Source organism: Devosia sp. (assembly GCF_024707125.1).
Classification (GTDB): domain Bacteria; phylum Pseudomonadota; class Alphaproteobacteria; order Rhizobiales; family Devosiaceae; genus Devosia.
This window is the reverse complement of the sequence record NZ_JANQAH010000011.1, coordinates 576,943-591,967: the sequence shown is the minus strand read 5'-3', so window position 1 is coordinate 591,967 and position 15,025 is coordinate 576,943. Positions and strand designations below refer to the sequence as shown.

Sequence of the window (15,025 nt, the reverse complement as noted above, 5' to 3'; positions counted from 1 at the left end):
GCTGGCCAAGCTGCACAGGGCGCGGACGACACCGCCTATCCTTGCAAGGATTGCCGCCAGTTTCGCGCCTTGTTTTCGACTATGGGAGACAAAGGGAATACTCACGGATCGCTCCTCTTCTGCCGGCGGTGGCAGCGGAGGCGAGCATCCCGCCGTTCGGATGCGAAATCTGGAAAACGGAGCGAAATTGGCGTGAAATTATCCCGAATATCTCGAGGGCCGGCGGCTCGGTTACGTTGCGAGCCTCGGCGACGAAATCACTTTCAGCTGCGTGAATTCGAGCAACCCCTCCTTGCCCAGTTCGGTGCCGATGCCTGATTGCTTGGAGCCGCCGAATGGCACATCAGCGTCGATCCCCACATGCTGGTTGATGCCGACTGTTCCCGCATCCATCCGCTCGGCGAGCGCACTGGCGCGTGCCAAGTCCGGCGACCAGATCGAGCCGCCCAGTCCGTATGGGGAGTTGTTGGCGCGGGCGAGGACGTCTTCGTCGTCGGTGAAGCGGATCACGGGCAGTACCGGTCCGAACTGTTCCTCGTCGACGAGCCGCGTTCCCTCCGCGATGTCGCGAACGATTGTCGGTCTCAGGAAGTAACCCGGACGGTCAGGCCGCGTGCCGCCGGCGATCACGGTTCCGGACTTTCTGGCGTCGTCGAGGATGTCGAGAACTCTTTCGAACTGAGCCTTGTTCTGGAGCGGGCCATGCGTCGTCCCCTGCTCGAAGCCATCACCGACAACAGCAGCGTCCGCCAGGGTGGCGAGTTCCGCGCACATGGCGTCGTAGATGGCGTCGTGCACATAGAGACGCTTGATGGCGATGCAGACCTGGCCGCTATTGCCGAAGGCAGAGGCGAACAGTTTTGGTGCCACTTCCTTGGGGTTGGCGTCGTCGAGCACGATGGCGGCGTCGTTGCCGCCGAGTTCGAGCGATAGACGTTTTAGCGTGGCCGAAGCATTGGCCATCACCTTGCGGCCAGTCGCCGCCGATCCGGTGAAGGAAACCTTTCGGATATCCGGGTGTTGCGTCAGGGCGTCGCCGAGATCGTTGTCGTCGGCGATGACGTTGAGGACCCCGGCTGGCAATAGATCGGCCAGTAATTCCCCGAGCCGCAGCGTGGTCAGCGGCGTTGTTGGGGCGGGCTTGGCGATCACCGTATTGCCGGCCAGCAGGGCGAAAGGCAGTTTGAAGGCCAGCAGGGCCATCGGGAAGTTCCAGGGCAGGACCAGCGCCACGACTCCCAGCGGTTTGCGGTGCAGCTCAACATGGTTTCCGGCACCATTGCTCATCACCTCGCCGGCTATTTCGTACGCGGCATGCGAGCGGAAGGCGTGCGCCAGAAACCAGAGTTCGCCCTTGGCGCTGTCGATCGGCTTGCCCTGTTCCTGGGTTAGCAATCGCGCCAGTTCGTCGGCATGCGCATCGACGCGATCGGCGATGGCCTGGAGAATATCCCTGCGGTGGTCGATGGGTGTTGCGGCCCAGGTGGGAAATGCGGTCTTTGCTGCAGCTACCGCATGGTTGAGTTGTGCTTCGGAGGCTCTCGGGCACTCGGCAAGTACCTCTTCGGTCGCTGGATTGAGCACGGGGGAGGAGGCGTCGCCAGCAACCAGTTGGCCATCGATGAGAAGCCTGAAGGTCATGATCAGTGTCCTCGCAAATCTAGCAGAGCTTGATGGATGCTGGCGGAATCCACTGTCACCCGATCGAGTGACACTCCTCTAGCGCGGTGCGGCGACCGAGAGCAGCACCCGCACCAGCGCCGGCTGCGTATGGACGCCGACCTTGTCGAACATGCGCCTGAGATGCGTGCGAACCGTATTGATGCTCACGCCACTGGCGTCGGCAATCTCCACCAGCGACTGTCCCTGGACGATCCTGTTGGCAAGTCGCAGCTGCGAGGGGGACAGGCCAAAGGCCGACGCAGCCATCGCCAGCCGCTCCTCGACCAGGTGGGAATTGCCGAACGAGAACAGGATCATGCCTGACTCTGCCACGACCCACCAAAGCCTGGTCGGCAACCCTTCGCCGGCATCCATGATGACAGGCATCGCTCCCCGTCGAGCCATGAGGAAGCGATCGCGTTGCGCCGCCCACTGGATGGCGGACTGCAGTCGCAGGTCGGCGGCGCGATTGCGTATGCGGAGCTGACCGTTGCGGATGACCAGGTCATCGTCATTCGCGAGGGCCTCTTCGGCGTCCGCACTTTTCCAGATGACGCGTCCATCAAGCCCGAGCCTCAATACGGGCCCGCCCAGTTGATCCAGGCCCGGGACCATGACGCTGACCAGCGCGATCCTCCATTCTCCGTCGTGTTTCTCAAGAATCCTCAGCTCGTAGGCGAGGCTGGTGGTGCCTGGCAGATCGCTTATAGGCCCGTCGCTGCCGGGGTAGTGGAGCTGGAACGTCGCCCAGGCTATGTCCCCGCTCACACGGACCGTCATATTGTCCCAATTGGTCTCGAAAGCGTAGCTCGGGCTGGGGGCGAGGAAAGCGGCCATTGCCTGGCGGGAGCGCTCGCCGATCTCCTCCCATCCATGCCGGATGGCGAGGCCTCCGTGGCGCCAGTAGCTCCACCACCAGGTGTGGGGCGCGTGCAGGTGACAGCGCTCGTAAGCTTCGATGTCCTTCATCCAGAAGGCGACATGCTCGGCCTTTACGACGGCCAGGATATCATCCACTTCGCTCGGTGCCGCGACGTTCATGTCTGCCCCCGACAACGCAATTTGCTGAGAATATAGCAGTCGGCCCTGCGCTAACAGGGCGCCCCCGCCGATAGAAAAGCCCGTTGCGAGGTTGCTACAGGGTGCAAACCAGATCGAACTATCGACCGCCTTTGCTCTCGCAAAGTTGGTCGGCATGCCGCTGTCTAGCGAGATGCAAGGGCGCGGGAAGCCTGCGCGAGACAGTGCCAACTGCTAAAATCGTCCTCGATGGCGCATCGGGAGGCTTGTGGCATTCGAGAACTTCGATAATTTGCCCGCCTCCAAACTGGAAAGGCAAGCTCATGGCTATCAAAGGCACGGTCAAGTTCTTCAACACGACCAAAGGGTTCGGTTTCATTTCGCCCGAGGGCGGCGGGAAGGACGCGTTCGTGCACATTTCTGCTGTCCAGCGTTCTGGACTGGATGGCCTCTACGAGAACGACAAGGTTGAGTACGAGCTCGAGACCGGCCGTGACGGCAAGGAATCGGCGACCAACCTCAAGCTGATCGACTAGAGTCCGAAGGGCGCCGCAATTTTGCGGCGCCCAACTCCCCGGCGCATTCATCGCCGCGCCGTTGCTGCGCTCCACATTATTCGTCGGCAGCGCCTGTTAGTGTCCGTGCAACTCGACATAGTGAGGGTTGTACATGATCCCCAGAACATTGCCGAACGGATCAACCACCGAGGCCGTTACGAAACCCGTTTCGCCGCGCTTGGTGATCGGATCATATTCGGTAGCACCCAGTGCCTTGAGGCGGGTGAAGGCCGCTTCGATGTCGTCGACATGCCAGAGCAGAATGGCGCCACCCGGTCCCTGCTGCATGCCTTCGGGCGCGTATTTGCGGTCGATGATACCGAATTCGTCGGCATCGTCGCCGATGCGAAACTCGATATAGGCGGGGTTGTCCCGGCTCGGCACCTGGAAATAGGCCTCGACGCCGAAAAGTTCCGAATACCAGTCGCGGGCGGCGGCGACGTTATCTGCGAAGTAGTTGACGGTGGCCATGCCGCGGAGGAAGTGCTTGGTGCTCATTTGTCTGCTCGATATTGCGTTGTTGATGGAGCCATGATGGCGCGGGATGAGATTGGTGTATTTCAAAAACCCGCAGAGATTTACGATCCGCGCGGAAGGCTCGATCCCGCCGGGTTCGAGCGGCATGTTCGTTTCAGCACAACGGCGCCGGTTGAGCCGCTAAAGCCTTTTGTCGAGCATTTTTGGGTCATCCGTTGGGACGTGGCAGAGGGCACCTATCACTCGGCCGAGGTAATGCATCGGCCCTATGTCGATGTGTTCCTGGCCCTCGATCAGTCCGGCATTCAGGGGACCTTCCGCGGCAAGCGGGTCTATCCTGCGTCCGGCAGCGGTCGCATCATTGGCGCGCGCTTCCGCCCGGGCGCCTTCCACGCCTTCTGGAGCGGGGAGCTATCAAACCTTCAGGATCAGATCCTTCCGCTCGACCGCGTGTTTTTGGGTTTGGATCAGGCGCGCATAGAGCATCTGCTGGCCGGTAGCGATGAAGAGGCGCTGGCGGCCTTGTCGGATCTGCTGCTGTCGCTCGATCCGCAGCCGGACGAGAATATCGCGCTCGTTAATGCCATCATCGCTGCCATCGAAGCCGACGAGGCCCTGACTACCGTATCCGCGGTCGCGGGTGCCTTTGTCCGCAGCGAGCGCTGGTTGCAGCAACTATTTCGGGACTATCTCGGCATCGGCCTGAAGTGGTTCCTGCAGCGGCGGCGCCTGCTGGCTGCCGCCGAGCTGATCCGCGCCAGCGATGCCCCCGACTGGATCGGCATCGCCTATGATCTGGGATATTCGAGCCAGCAGCATTTTATTACTGACTTTCGTCAGGTGCTGGGGGAAACGCCGCTGCAGTATCGCGCCGGCCTGACGCGGGGTTGAAGCGACCGTCGGACGCCGGCTGCTTCCAAAGTTGTTCTCGGCCGTTGCCGGTCTAGATCGAGCGGATCATGCCGCCGTCTACGCGGATCAAGCTGCCGGTGACGTAGGAGGCGCGCTCGCTGGCGATGAAGGCGACGACATTGGCCAATTCTTCCACGCTGCCATAGCGGCCCGCTGGGATGGTGGCAATCGACTGGGCCTTTATCTCCTCGATACTTTTACCAAGCCGCCTGGCAGCGGCGGCGTCGAGTTCATCGACGCGGCTCGTGTGGATGCGGCCCTGGACGATGATGTTGGCCGTGATGTTGTCAGCGGCGACCTCGCTGGCGAGGGTCTTGCTCCACCCGACGAGAGCTTGGCGGATGGAGTTGGAGAGGGCGAGGCGGGGGAGCGGCGACTCCACACCGGAAGAAGTCAAAGTGATGATGCGGCCCCATTTTCTCTCGCGCATGCCCGGCAGTAGTGCCTGGGTGATTGATATCAGCGGGGCGGCCATGGTGTTGAAAGCCTTGGTGTAGTCATCGGCGGGAAGGGCGGATGCCTCGCCGGGGGGCGGGCCACCGGAATTGTTGATGAGAATATCTGCGCCACCCTGGGCGAGGATGCCCTCGATGAAGGTCTGGACGGAGGCCTGATCGGTCAAGTCCAGCGACAAACCGCTTATGTTATTTCCAAGTTTTTCAATGGTTTCCACCGAGCGGGCGCCGCCGATGACGATGGCGCCTTCAGCGGCGAGGGTTTGGGCTATGGCGGCGCCGAGACCCTTGCTGGCGCCAAGGACGACGGCGCGCTTGCCTTCGAAACCGAGTTTCATGCGCCGATCTCCGCGAGACGTTTTGCCTGGCGAGCGAGGAGGCGTTCCACGTCGGCGATATCCTTCGGCGACAAGGCTCCGCCGGGTTTTCTCAAGGCAGCGGAAGAGATGACGCCGCGCTTGGCGAGAACGTACTTTCTTGCTGAGAGGCCAATGCCTTGCTGCTGTTCGTAGCGGGCGAGGGGGAGGTAGGCGTCAAAAATGTCGTGGGCGCGTTCGACGTCGCCCTTGGCGTAGTTGGAGACGACGCCGACCATCATTTCGGGGTAGCAGAAACCGGTCATGGCGCCATCGGCGCCGCGGCCCATCTCCTCGGGGAGGAAGAGACCGCCATTGCCGCAAAGGATTGAAATTCTTCGGGTTTCCCCCTTGTCGCTGGAGGCGCGGAGGGCGGTGATCTTGGCAAGGCCCGGCCAATCTTCATGCTTGAGCATGACGCAGGTGGGGACGTCCTTGACGATGCGGTCGATGACTTTTGGGGCGATGGTGACGTTGGTCGTAAGAGGATAATCCTGGAGGACCCAGGGGGTTTTGCCGAGGGCGTCGCCGACGGAGGTGTAGAAGGCGTAGGCCTGGTCGTCGGTTTTGGTGGTCCAGGGTGGGGCGACCATGACGCCGGCGGCGCCCATTTCCATAACGGAATCAGCGAGTTCGCGCATGGGGGCGAGACCGGGAGCGGTGACGCCGACGATGACCGGGACCTTGGCGCGGCCGATGACGCGCTTGGCGATGGCTTTGGATTCTTCGGAGGTCATTTTGGGCGCTTCGCCCAAGAGGCCGAGGATGGTGAGGCCGGTGACGCCTTTTTCCTCATAGAAGTCGACCATGCGGTCGACGCTATTCCAATCGATATCGCCATTGTCCAAAAATGGTGTGACGGCAATTACATAGACGCCTTTGGCGGCTTCGGTCAGCAAGGGCATCGGGCGTCTCCGGTCAGGGAATTAGTGCTGGAAATAGAGGTTCTGGGCATTGTCGGCGAAGATCGCAGCATGGCTCTCGGCGGGTAGGACGTCGAGGCTCAGGGCGATCAGATCGTCGTCTTCGGGCACGGTTTCGAAGAGCTCGGTATGCGGCCAATCGGTGCCCCATAGGAGGCGAGTTGGTTGGCAGACTGTTAGCATCGAGAGTGCCGCGCGATAGAATTGGTGACTCTTGGTGTCACGGAGGCGATAGGGCGCCGAAATCTTTGCAAAAACCCGTCCGGTTTCGAGGGCGCGGGCGAGGTCGTCGAGCGCCGTGCCGGGGGCGTCGAGGGGGATGAAGGCGAGGTGATCGATGACGCCGGTAATGTCATGGCGCGCGGTCAATTCGGCGACGGTGGCTATGGCTTCGGGGCCGACCTGGAACTGGGCGTGCCAGCCGAGGGCGCGAATGCGGGGGGCGAGTTCAACGAAGGCGTCGAAGCCGATGCCGGATTTGTTGCGCAGGTTGAAGCGGACGCCGCGGACGCCGAGCGTGTCGAGGCGACGGAGTTCGGCGTCGCTGGTTTCGGGCGGGATGACGACAATGCCGCGGAGGCGCTCGCCATGGCCGGCAAGGGCGGTGAGCAGGACGCGGTTGTCGAGGCCATAGACGCTGGGCTGCACGAGGACGCCGCGGGTGACGCCAAAGGTGTCGGCGAGGGTGAGCCAGTTTTCTATGGTCAGCATTTGGGGTGTGTAGCTCCGCGGCGAGGCCAGCGGCGCTTCGCGGGCGAAGACGTGGAAATGCGCGTCGCAGGTGTTTGGCGGCAGGCGCAGATTGGTTGGATTGCGCAGCGGGCGCGGCGGCAGGCAGAGTGGGGCGTCGAGCACGTCAGCCATTTTCTTGGGTCGCCATCAGGAAATCGAAGTCGAGACCGTCATCGGCCTGGGTGACGTGGCGATCGTAGAGATTGGCATAGCCGCGCGGGGGCGATGGCGGCGGCGGGGGTAGTGTGGCCATGCGGGCGTCGAGTTCGGCGGCGGTGATGAGCAGCTCGAGGCGACGGCCGGGGACGTCGAGGCGAATGCGGTCGCCAGTGCGGACAGCGGCGAGAGGGCCGCTATCGGCGGATTCCGGGGTGATGTGGAGGACGACGGTGCCGAAGGCGGTGCCGCTCATGCGGGCGTCGGACAGACGCACCATGTCTTTCACGCCCTGGCGGGCGAGGTGGCGCGGAATGGGGATGTAGCCGGCCTCGGGCATGCCGGGGGCGCCCTTGGGGCCGGCATTGCGGAGGACGAGGACATCGTCGGCAGTGATCGTGGGGTCTTCGAGGCGATCGGTCATGTCTTGCACTGAATCGAAGACGACGGCGCGGCCTTCGTGGACCTGCAGTTTCGGATCGGCCGCCGAATGTTTGATTACGGCGCCGCGGGGGGCAAGGTTGCCTGAAAGGACTGCGATGGCGCCTGAGGCGGAGATGGGATTTTCGCGGGGGCGAATGATCTGCTCTTCGTAGCGCGAAGGCAGGTTGCCTATAGCGTCGCCCAATGCGCCGCCAAAGGCGCGGGGGGCGGTGAGGTCTAGAAGGTCGGTCAATTCCGAAAGCAGGCGGGGAACGCCGCCGGCGGCATGGAATTCGCCCATATAGCCGCTGCCTGATGGTTTTAGATCGACAAGGACCGGGACCTGCTTACCAATGGCGTCGAATTCGGCCATGTCGAGCTTTTTGCCCAAGCGTCCATAGATGGCGGCGAGGTGGACGACGGCATTGGTGGAGCCGCCGAGGGCCTGCAGGGTGACGAGGCCGTTGCGAAGGGCCTGTGGTGTCAACACTTCCGAGGTGGTGAGGCCGGTTTCAGTCATGGCGACGGCGGCGCGGCCGGTTTCTTCGGCGAGACGGAAACGTTCGGACGAGGTGGCCGAGGCGGAGCCGGACATGGGGAGGGCGAGACCCATGGCTTCGACGAGGGCGGCCATGGTGGAGGCCGTGCCCATGACGGTGCAGGTGCCGACGGAACTGGCGAGGCGGCCATTGATCTCGTTGATCTCGGCCTCATCGATGGTGTCGGCGCGGAACTGGGCCCAGAGGCGGCGGCAATCGGTGCAGGCGCCGAGGCGCTCGCCGCGGTGATTGCCAGTGTCCATTGGGCCGGTGGGCAGGATGATGGCGGGCACTTCGCTCGAAGCGGCGGCCATGACCTGGGCCGGGATGGTCTTGTCGCAGCCGCCGATGAGAATGACCGAATCCATGGGCTGGGCGCGCACCATTTCCTCGGTTTCCATGGCCATGAGATTGCGTAGGAACATCGAGGTGGGCGCAGCAAAGCTCTCATGGATCGACATGGTCGGGAAAACCATGGGCATGCCACCGGCCAGCATGACGCCGCGCTTGGCGGCTTCGATCAGCTGCGGGACGTTGCCGTGGCAGGGATTGTAGTCGGAATAGGTATTGGCAATGCCGACGATGGGGCGATCGAGCGCGTCGTCGGAATAGCCCATGGCCTTGATGAAAGCTTTGCGGAGAAACAGGGAAAAATCCTGGTCGCCATAGCTCGTCAAACGTCTGCGAAGCCCGCGCGTCACCATAGTCCTCCCGGCCGCTATAGCGTGCGGCATCCTTGGGCCATTCCTACAGCCATTTGGATTATTGTCAATAATGTGCGGTGACGAAATGCGAGAAGTGGGTGTACGGGAAGCTCAAATGCGCATAAAGTCAGGGAAATCGTCATAATCACCGATAATCCGATACGGACCGTGTCTGGTGATATTATTGATAAGAGGGTTGCGGTGCGCATTGGTTTGGTGGGGGCCGGGTGGGTGACGCAATATCATCTGCCAGCCTGGGCGAAGGTGGATGGCGCCGAGGTGGTGGCTATATGCGATCCCGATCCCATGGCGTTGAAGGCGCGGGCGGATGGTTTTGGGATTGCCGGGCGTTACTCCAGTTTCGGGGCGATGCTGGAGGGCGAAAAACTCGATGCGCTCGATATTGCGACGCCGCGGCGGTTTCATGCGAACAATGTGAGGATTGGCGCGGCGGCGGGATTGCCGATGCTGTGCCAGAAGCCGTTGGGGGTTGATCTGGCCGAGGCGGAGGCGCTGGTGGCGGAGGTCGGGAACCGCGTGCCGCTGATGGTGCATGAGAACTGGCGGTTTCGGCCCTATTATCGGGAATTGCGCGGGTGGCTTGAGGCTGGGGCGGTCGGAGACATTACTTCCATCCGGCTCGATTTTCATTCGAGCGGCATGATTGCCGGGGCGGATGGGCAGCGGCCGGCGCTGGTGCGGCAGCCGTTTTTCCGTAGTGAGCAGCGGCTGCTGGTGATGGAGGTGCTCATCCATCACCTCGATACGCTGCGCTCGCTGTTCGGGGAATTTGATCTCCATTCGGCGCGGCTAGGGCGGAGCAATGACGAGATCCTTGGTGAGGATAGTGCCATATTGGGCTTGCGACGGCGCGGCGATGGCGTGCCGCTGAATGTGTCGGGGAATCTCGCCGTGCATGGGGCGGCGCCGGCACCGAGCGATCAACTCTGGATTTTTGGGTCCGAGGGGACCGTGCATCTCGATGGATCAGTGTTGCGACTTTTTGGGCCGCGGCCGCGGGAAGTGACCTTTGATCCCGGCGTGAGCTATCAGGCTGCCTATGATGGGGCGATTGCGCATTTTGTGTCGGCGCTGACGCGCGGGCAGGTTTTTGAAACGAGCGCGGTGGATAATCTGGAAACACTGCGGTTGGTCGAGGCGGCCTATCAACTGAGCGGATTTAAACCGGCTGCGACTATCTGATAGAAGACGAAGCAGACTGCCTGCGGGGCTCTTGATGGCTGACGAAAACGAAAATACCGACCTCGATCATGAGGGCATTGCGCGGGCGCTCGAAGAGGACATCATTTTCGGTCGATTGGCGCCGGGGGCGCGGCTGACCGAGGATTCCTTGCTCTCGCGCTTTCCGGTGACGCGGCATTTTGTGCGGCAGGCGCTGGTGCAGCTTGAGCAGATGGGTATCGTCGTGCGCGAGCGGAACAAGGGTGCGATGGTGCGCACGCTGACGCCGGACGAGGTGCGGCAGATTTATGCCGTGCGCGAGCTGGTGCAACGGCAGGCGGCGCTGCTTATTCCGTTGCCGGCGCCTCAGGCCCTTATTGATGAATTGCTTGAAATCCATGAGGAGCATGGCGAGCACATCGAAAGCGGCTATCTGCGCGGTGTGCACGAGACCAATGACCGGTTTCACCTGACGCTGTTTGGCGCCTGCGGGAACAAGTATCTGGTGCAGACCATCGAGCTTTATATGCGCTACAGCCTGCCCGTGCGCGCGAACTCGATGGCGGATCGGGCGGCACTGGACATTTCGCATAGTCAGCACCGGTTGATGATCGAGATGCTGAGCGGACGGGATAATTGGCTGCTAGCGCAGTTGTGCGTGGATCATCTGCAGCCGTCGAAGAGAAGGTATATTGGGCTGGTGGAGTAGCCTTAGGCGTGAATGCCACTAGGCGACTATGAGCGGGGAGAGCCTCCCCCTCACCCGTCTCGCGCTGCGCGCGATCCACCCTCTCCCCGATGGGGCGAGGAATAAGAGGTGCTCGCCAGTCCATTCTTCTCCCCATCGGGGAGAAGGTGGCGCGTAGCGCCGGATGAGGGGGATTGCGGCGGGAGCCCTGCGGACGAGGTGAGATCCCCCTCACCGACACGGCCTTTGGCCGAGCCACCTCTCCCCGATGGGGAGATGAACAGAGAAGAGGCAGAGCTGAAGAAAAAAGCACCCCGCCCCTTGGGAGGATTGGCGGGGTGCTGGCGCATCGGATCAGATCAGTAATCGATGCGGAGGAGGGAGACGCCCTGGCGGGGGAGGTTGGTGGTCAGGGTGACGGTGCCGGAGGTGGCGTCGGCCGTGCCGGTTTCGAGGACGGCGAGTTGGCCAGAGGCTTCGAGCTTCTTGTAGTCGTCGCCGGTGACCGACTGGGGGGAGCCCATGGCTTTCCAGACGCCGAAGGAGTTGGAGTGGTCCTTGTCCATACGGTAGTGGGTCAGCTTGTGGTTGCCGGGCTTTAGATTGCTTAGGGCCAGGGTGACATTGGCCGCGCCGTCTTCGACGTCGTCGTCGTGATAATTCCAGACGAGGATCGAGACGCCCTTATCGTCGCGGGTGGCGACGGCGTTGACGTCGGGCTGGTCGCGGACGCCGTGTTCCATGATGTTCTCGATGGAAATGGCGTGGTCGGATTTGGCGGTGACCCACTCGCCCTTGAGCTTGCCGAGCATGCGGAAGCCATTGAGCACGGCTTTGTCGACACCGTTGGTCGCGAGATCGCGGAATCCGTCGTACCAGGGCTGGTCTTCGAAGAGGAAGGCCCAGGTGACGGCGCCTTCGATCTCGACGCCGGCGCGCTGGCTAAGTTCGTAGGTGCGGATCATGCTTTCAACGACATAAGCGCCGTATAGGGGCCCGTTGCGGTAGCCGTTTTGCGGGTGGACGCGGGCGGAGCAGGCTGCGCAGCCTTCGGGGTCGGATTCGCCGATGACGGTCGGCAGGTGGCGCAGGGTGGGGAATTCGTTGACGATGGCGAGGTTCGCCTCGATGTCGCGTAGCTGCTTGTGGAGGCCCATGCGGACATGGTCCTTCCAGATCACCGGGTTGCCCTTGGCGTGGAAGGCGATGAAGTCGATGGGCGAATTGTGGTCGACGACATATTGCAGGAATTCACGCAGGAATTTCTGGGCCTTGGGATTGTTGAAGGCGCCGCAGGTGTGCGGGCCGCCGACGCGGGCGCCGGGCAGGGCGGCTTTGATAGCGCGAGCGGTGACGTCGTACATCTCGCAGAATTCGGGAATGGTGCCCTTCCAGTAGAGGCCGTCGGGCTCGTTCCAGACTTCCCAGGGCCAGGTGAGGACTTTTTCCTCGCCATAGCGATCGGCCAGATGCCGGGCCCAGGCGTGGACGAGGTCGCTCCACTTTTTCAAGTTGTTGGGCGGCATGGCCCAGCCGGTCATGATGGTGGCGTATTTGTCTTCGGGCGCCCAGTGGTGGCGGTATTCGCCGGGATCGTCGGACAGCGCTTCGGGCATGAAGCCGACCTGGATCAGTGGGATATTGCCGGCTTCGACATAGGCGTCGAAGATCTGGTCCATGATGGTCCAGTCATAGACCGGGTTGCCATTGGCGTCTTCTGTATAGGCATTGGTCGAGCCCCACTTGAGGGCATAGGCGCCATCGCCTGAGGTGAGAAGATTGTGCGTGCGCACGCGCGGGGCTTCGGGGCTCAGCTCGGTCAGCGCGTTGAGCAGCTTCTTGCCATTGGCGGTGTAGGTGTAATTCGGCTCGTCATAGCCGAACCAGTTCCACAATGGCCGGTATGCACCGCGGCTCGCGCCCGCGTCCACGTCGATGCGGACGTCATAAGTCGCTGTCATCGTCTTCTCTCCACCCTGATTACCTTGGGAATTGAACCGCGGTCCTCTGCCGCTGTTGTCGATATCACCCTATCAATCGGAACCTTGTTGTCAATAATATCGATGAAATTAGCGACGCAAATTGCGCAAAACCGCAGAAATGTGCGGATGGTGATGTTATTTTGTCGATAATCCTGTTGCTCTCGGTTTGAAAATTGTCGATAAAGATGCCGGACGGTGCTGCGGGAGGACTATGCGCGGCGCGGTTACGAGACGAGGGAGGCGACGTGCCGAGCCCTATGGGCTCAGCAGGGTCGCTGTCCGCTTTTGCGGGCATCAGGAGGAACGACCATGCTATTCAAGAAGCTGGCTGCAGCCGCTCTTGCCATCGCCGCTATGGCGATGCCGGTTGCTGCCCAGGATTTCATCGCGGGTATCCCCCGCAACGAGGCGCTGATTATCCAGGGACCGGCGGCGCAGAATGCCGAATGGTTCAATCTCTGGGCGCCGGGCGGTGGTGCATCGACCAATGGCAATCAGCAGCTGACGGCCGACACGCTCTGGTGGATCAACCCGGAAGGTACGGGCGACGCGGCCTGGACCAATGCGCTGGCTGCCGACAAGCCCGTCTATAATGACGATTTCACGCAGATGACGGTGACGCTCAAGGAGGGCATCTTCTGGAGCGATGGCGTCGAGTTCACGGCCGATGACGTCAAGTACACGGTGGATACGCAGATCGCCCATCCCGGCATGGGGTGGAGCGCGCCGTTTACGGTGAACGTCGAGAGTGTCGAAGTTCCTGATCGCAATACCGTGGTCTTCAACTTGAAGGCGCCGAATTCGCGCTTCCATACGCTCTTTACGGTGCGCTGGAATGCGGCCTGGATCATGCCAAAGCATGTGTTCGAGACGGTCGATGATCCGCTGACCTATGCCGCCAATCCGCCGGTTTCGCTCTCGGCCTATGTGCTCCATAGCTATGACACTGCCGGCAACTGGGTGATCTGGAAGCTGCGCGATGACTGGCAGCGGACGTCGATTGGCCAGGGTCTGACCGAGGCGCCGCAGGTGAAATATGTGGTCTATCGCAATGCCGGTAATCCGGATGCGCGTGTCATCGAGCAGATGAACCACAACCTCGACGTGATCAACGATATCGCGCCTGAAGGCATGTTCACCATTGCCCGCGATGCGGCTGACTCAACGGCCTACTGGTTCCCGGGCTTCCCGTTTGCCCATCCCGATCCGACGCTGCCGTCGGTGCTGTTCAACCACCAGGTCGAGCCGTTCAACAACAAGGATGTACGCTGGGCGCTGGCGCTGCTGATCGATATTCGCTCGGTGGCCATGGGCTCCTATCGCGGTGCGGCGAACCTTGCTGCGCTCTCGACCCCGCCGACGGGTTCGGCGATCACTGACTACTATCAGCCGATGCAGGAATGGCTGGCCAATTACGAGGTCAATACCGGCACCCGCACGATCAAGCCTTATGACTCGACGACTGCCGAGCAGATTGCTGCATTGGTCAAACCGCAGTGGGGCGACCAGATCCCGTCCGATCCGACGCAGCTCAAGGCCATGTTCGGCGAGGGCTGGTGGAAGACCGATGCGGCTGCGGCGGCTGAATTGCTGCAGAAGGCTGGCTTCACCAAGAGTGGCAATCAGTGGCTGAAGCCTGATGGCACCCCGTTCACCATCAAGCTGATGGTTGAAGGCGACGCCATTCCGACGCTGGCCCGAGCCGGCACGATCATCGCCCAGCAGTGGTCGATGGAGGGCATCCAGACGACGGTTGACGTTGCCGGTCCGACCAATGGCCAGCGCCTTGGCGGTGGTGACTATGAAGCGGCTGTCTACTGGACCGTCGAGACCTGGGGCGGTCACCCCGACCTCTCGTTCTTCCTTGAAAGCTACCACTCCGACTTCATCAAGCCGGCCGGTGAAATCCAGCCGCCGCGCAACCTGACGCGCTGGCAGGATGAGCGTCTTGACCAGATCATCGAAGCCAACCGCACGGTCGGGTTCGACGATCCCAAGGTGGTCGAACTCGGGATGGACTATCTCAAGCTCGCCGTCGAAGAGATGCCGTTCATTCCGCTGATGGCCTACAACAAGTTCGCGCCCTTCGACACGACCTACTGGACGGGTTACCCGAGCGCTGCGAACCCCTATGCGGCTTCGGGCCCGAACTGGAGCAACCTGCGCTACATGATCGTGGCGCTGGAAGCCAACCCGAGCGCGCCGGCTGCGCAGTAAAGCCTAGTCGCGGGCGGGGGTGACAAACCCCGCCCGCACC

General features: G+C 61.9%; 13 protein-coding genes. 5 read left to right on the top strand and 8 right to left on the bottom strand.

Going from position 1 to position 15,025, the window contains the following annotated elements; translation table 11 throughout:
• Positions 1-231: 231 nt before the first annotated feature.
• Positions 232-1,641 (bottom strand): aldehyde dehydrogenase family protein, encoded by a 1,410-nt coding sequence (locus NVV77_RS17680; RefSeq protein ID WP_295415272.1) that lies wholly within the window; start codon positions 1,639-1,641, stop codon positions 232-234.
• A gap of 78 nt (positions 1,642-1,719) precedes the next feature.
• On the bottom strand, positions 1,720-2,703 hold the full coding sequence (locus NVV77_RS17675; RefSeq protein WP_295415271.1) for a LuxR C-terminal-related transcriptional regulator: 984 nt from the start codon (positions 2,701-2,703) through the stop codon (positions 1,720-1,722).
• A 302-nt stretch (positions 2,704-3,005) separates the two neighbouring features.
• Here NVV77_RS17675 and NVV77_RS17670 point away from each other — a divergent pair, with 302 nt between their 5' ends.
• The gene (locus NVV77_RS17670; protein ID WP_295415270.1) at positions 3,006-3,218 is read left to right on the top strand and encodes a cold-shock protein; all 213 of its coding nucleotides are present in this window, start codon (positions 3,006-3,008) and stop codon (positions 3,216-3,218) included.
• Between the two features lie 96 nt (positions 3,219-3,314).
• Here NVV77_RS17670 and NVV77_RS17665 read toward each other — a convergent pair whose 3' ends face one another.
• Positions 3,315-3,737, bottom strand: a complete 423-nt coding sequence (locus tag NVV77_RS17665) for a VOC family protein (RefSeq protein WP_295415269.1) — start codon at positions 3,735-3,737, stop codon at positions 3,315-3,317.
• Here NVV77_RS17665 and NVV77_RS17660 point away from each other — a divergent pair.
• Positions 3,723-4,607, top strand: a complete 885-nt coding sequence (locus NVV77_RS17660) for a helix-turn-helix transcriptional regulator (RefSeq protein ID WP_295415268.1) — start codon at positions 3,723-3,725, stop codon at positions 4,605-4,607. The genes NVV77_RS17665 and NVV77_RS17660 overlap by 15 nt on opposite strands.
• A gap of 52 nt (positions 4,608-4,659) precedes the next feature.
• Here NVV77_RS17660 and NVV77_RS17655 read toward each other — a convergent pair whose 3' ends face one another.
• From NVV77_RS17655 to NVV77_RS17640, 4 genes are read right to left on the bottom strand one after another with little or no spacing between them, the layout of a single operon-like run.
• Positions 4,660-5,421 (bottom strand): SDR family oxidoreductase, encoded by a 762-nt coding sequence (locus NVV77_RS17655; RefSeq protein WP_295415267.1) that lies wholly within the window; start codon positions 5,419-5,421, stop codon positions 4,660-4,662.
• Complete coding sequence (locus NVV77_RS17650; RefSeq protein WP_295415266.1) at positions 5,418-6,344, bottom strand: dihydrodipicolinate synthase family protein; 927 nt, start codon at positions 6,342-6,344, stop codon at positions 5,418-5,420. The genes NVV77_RS17655 and NVV77_RS17650 overlap by 4 nt, the downstream gene beginning before the upstream one ends.
• A gap of 21 nt (positions 6,345-6,365) precedes the next feature.
• A complete protein-coding gene (locus tag NVV77_RS17645; protein ID WP_295415265.1) occupies positions 6,366-7,226 on the bottom strand; it encodes an amidohydrolase in 861 nt (286 codons plus the stop codon).
• On the bottom strand, positions 7,219-8,913 hold the full coding sequence (locus NVV77_RS17640; protein WP_295415264.1) for a dihydroxy-acid dehydratase: 1,695 nt from the start codon (positions 8,911-8,913) through the stop codon (positions 7,219-7,221). The genes NVV77_RS17645 and NVV77_RS17640 overlap by 8 nt, the downstream gene beginning before the upstream one ends.
• 186 nt (positions 8,914-9,099) lie before the next feature.
• Here NVV77_RS17640 and NVV77_RS17635 point away from each other — a divergent pair, with 186 nt between their 5' ends.
• Both NVV77_RS17635 and NVV77_RS17630 read left to right on the top strand, forming a co-directional pair.
• Positions 9,100-10,119 (top strand): Gfo/Idh/MocA family oxidoreductase, encoded by a 1,020-nt coding sequence (locus NVV77_RS17635; protein WP_295416195.1) that lies wholly within the window; start codon positions 9,100-9,102, stop codon positions 10,117-10,119.
• A gap of 34 nt (positions 10,120-10,153) precedes the next feature.
• The gene (locus NVV77_RS17630; protein WP_295415263.1) at positions 10,154-10,807 is read left to right on the top strand and encodes a GntR family transcriptional regulator; all 654 of its coding nucleotides are present in this window, start codon (positions 10,154-10,156) and stop codon (positions 10,805-10,807) included.
• 338 nt (positions 10,808-11,145) lie between these two features.
• Here NVV77_RS17630 and NVV77_RS17625 read toward each other — a convergent pair whose 3' ends face one another.
• A complete protein-coding gene (locus tag NVV77_RS17625; protein ID WP_295415262.1) occupies positions 11,146-12,747 on the bottom strand; it encodes a beta-xylosidase in 1,602 nt (533 codons plus the stop codon).
• A gap of 330 nt (positions 12,748-13,077) precedes the next feature.
• On the opposite strand from NVV77_RS17625, the gene NVV77_RS17620 reads away from it, so the two are divergent.
• Positions 13,078-14,985: an ABC transporter substrate-binding protein gene (locus NVV77_RS17620; RefSeq protein WP_295415261.1), complete on the top strand. Its 1,908-nt coding sequence runs from the start codon at positions 13,078-13,080 to the stop codon at positions 14,983-14,985.
• The last annotated feature ends 40 nt before the right edge of the window (positions 14,986-15,025 follow it).

Excerpts from the sequence above, each read along its gene's own strand:
- NVV77_RS17680 (WP_295415272.1), bottom strand. The coding sequence starts at position 1,641 with ATGACCTTCAGGCTTCTCATCGATGGCCAACTGGTTGCTGGCGACGCC.
- NVV77_RS17675 (WP_295415271.1), bottom strand. The coding sequence starts at position 2,703 with ATGAACGTCGCGGCACCGAGCGAAGTGGATGATATCCTGGCCGTCGTA.
- NVV77_RS17670 (WP_295415270.1), top strand. The coding sequence starts at position 3,006 with ATGGCTATCAAAGGCACGGTCAAGTTCTTCAACACGACCAAAGGGTTC.
- NVV77_RS17665 (WP_295415269.1), bottom strand. The coding sequence starts at position 3,737 with ATGAGCACCAAGCACTTCCTCCGCGGCATGGCCACCGTCAACTACTTC.
- NVV77_RS17655 (WP_295415267.1), bottom strand. The coding sequence starts at position 5,421 with ATGAAACTCGGTTTCGAAGGCAAGCGCGCCGTCGTCCTTGGCGCCAGC.
- NVV77_RS17650 (WP_295415266.1), bottom strand. The coding sequence starts at position 6,344 with ATGCCCTTGCTGACCGAAGCCGCCAAAGGCGTCTATGTAATTGCCGTC.
- NVV77_RS17645 (WP_295415265.1), bottom strand. The coding sequence starts at position 7,226 with ATGGCTGACGTGCTCGACGCCCCACTCTGCCTGCCGCCGCGCCCGCTG.
- NVV77_RS17630 (WP_295415263.1), top strand. The coding sequence starts at position 10,154 with ATGGCTGACGAAAACGAAAATACCGACCTCGATCATGAGGGCATTGCG.
- NVV77_RS17625 (WP_295415262.1), bottom strand. The coding sequence starts at position 12,747 with ATGACAGCGACTTATGACGTCCGCATCGACGTGGACGCGGGCGCGAGC.
- NVV77_RS17620 (WP_295415261.1), top strand. The coding sequence starts at position 13,078 with ATGCTATTCAAGAAGCTGGCTGCAGCCGCTCTTGCCATCGCCGCTATG.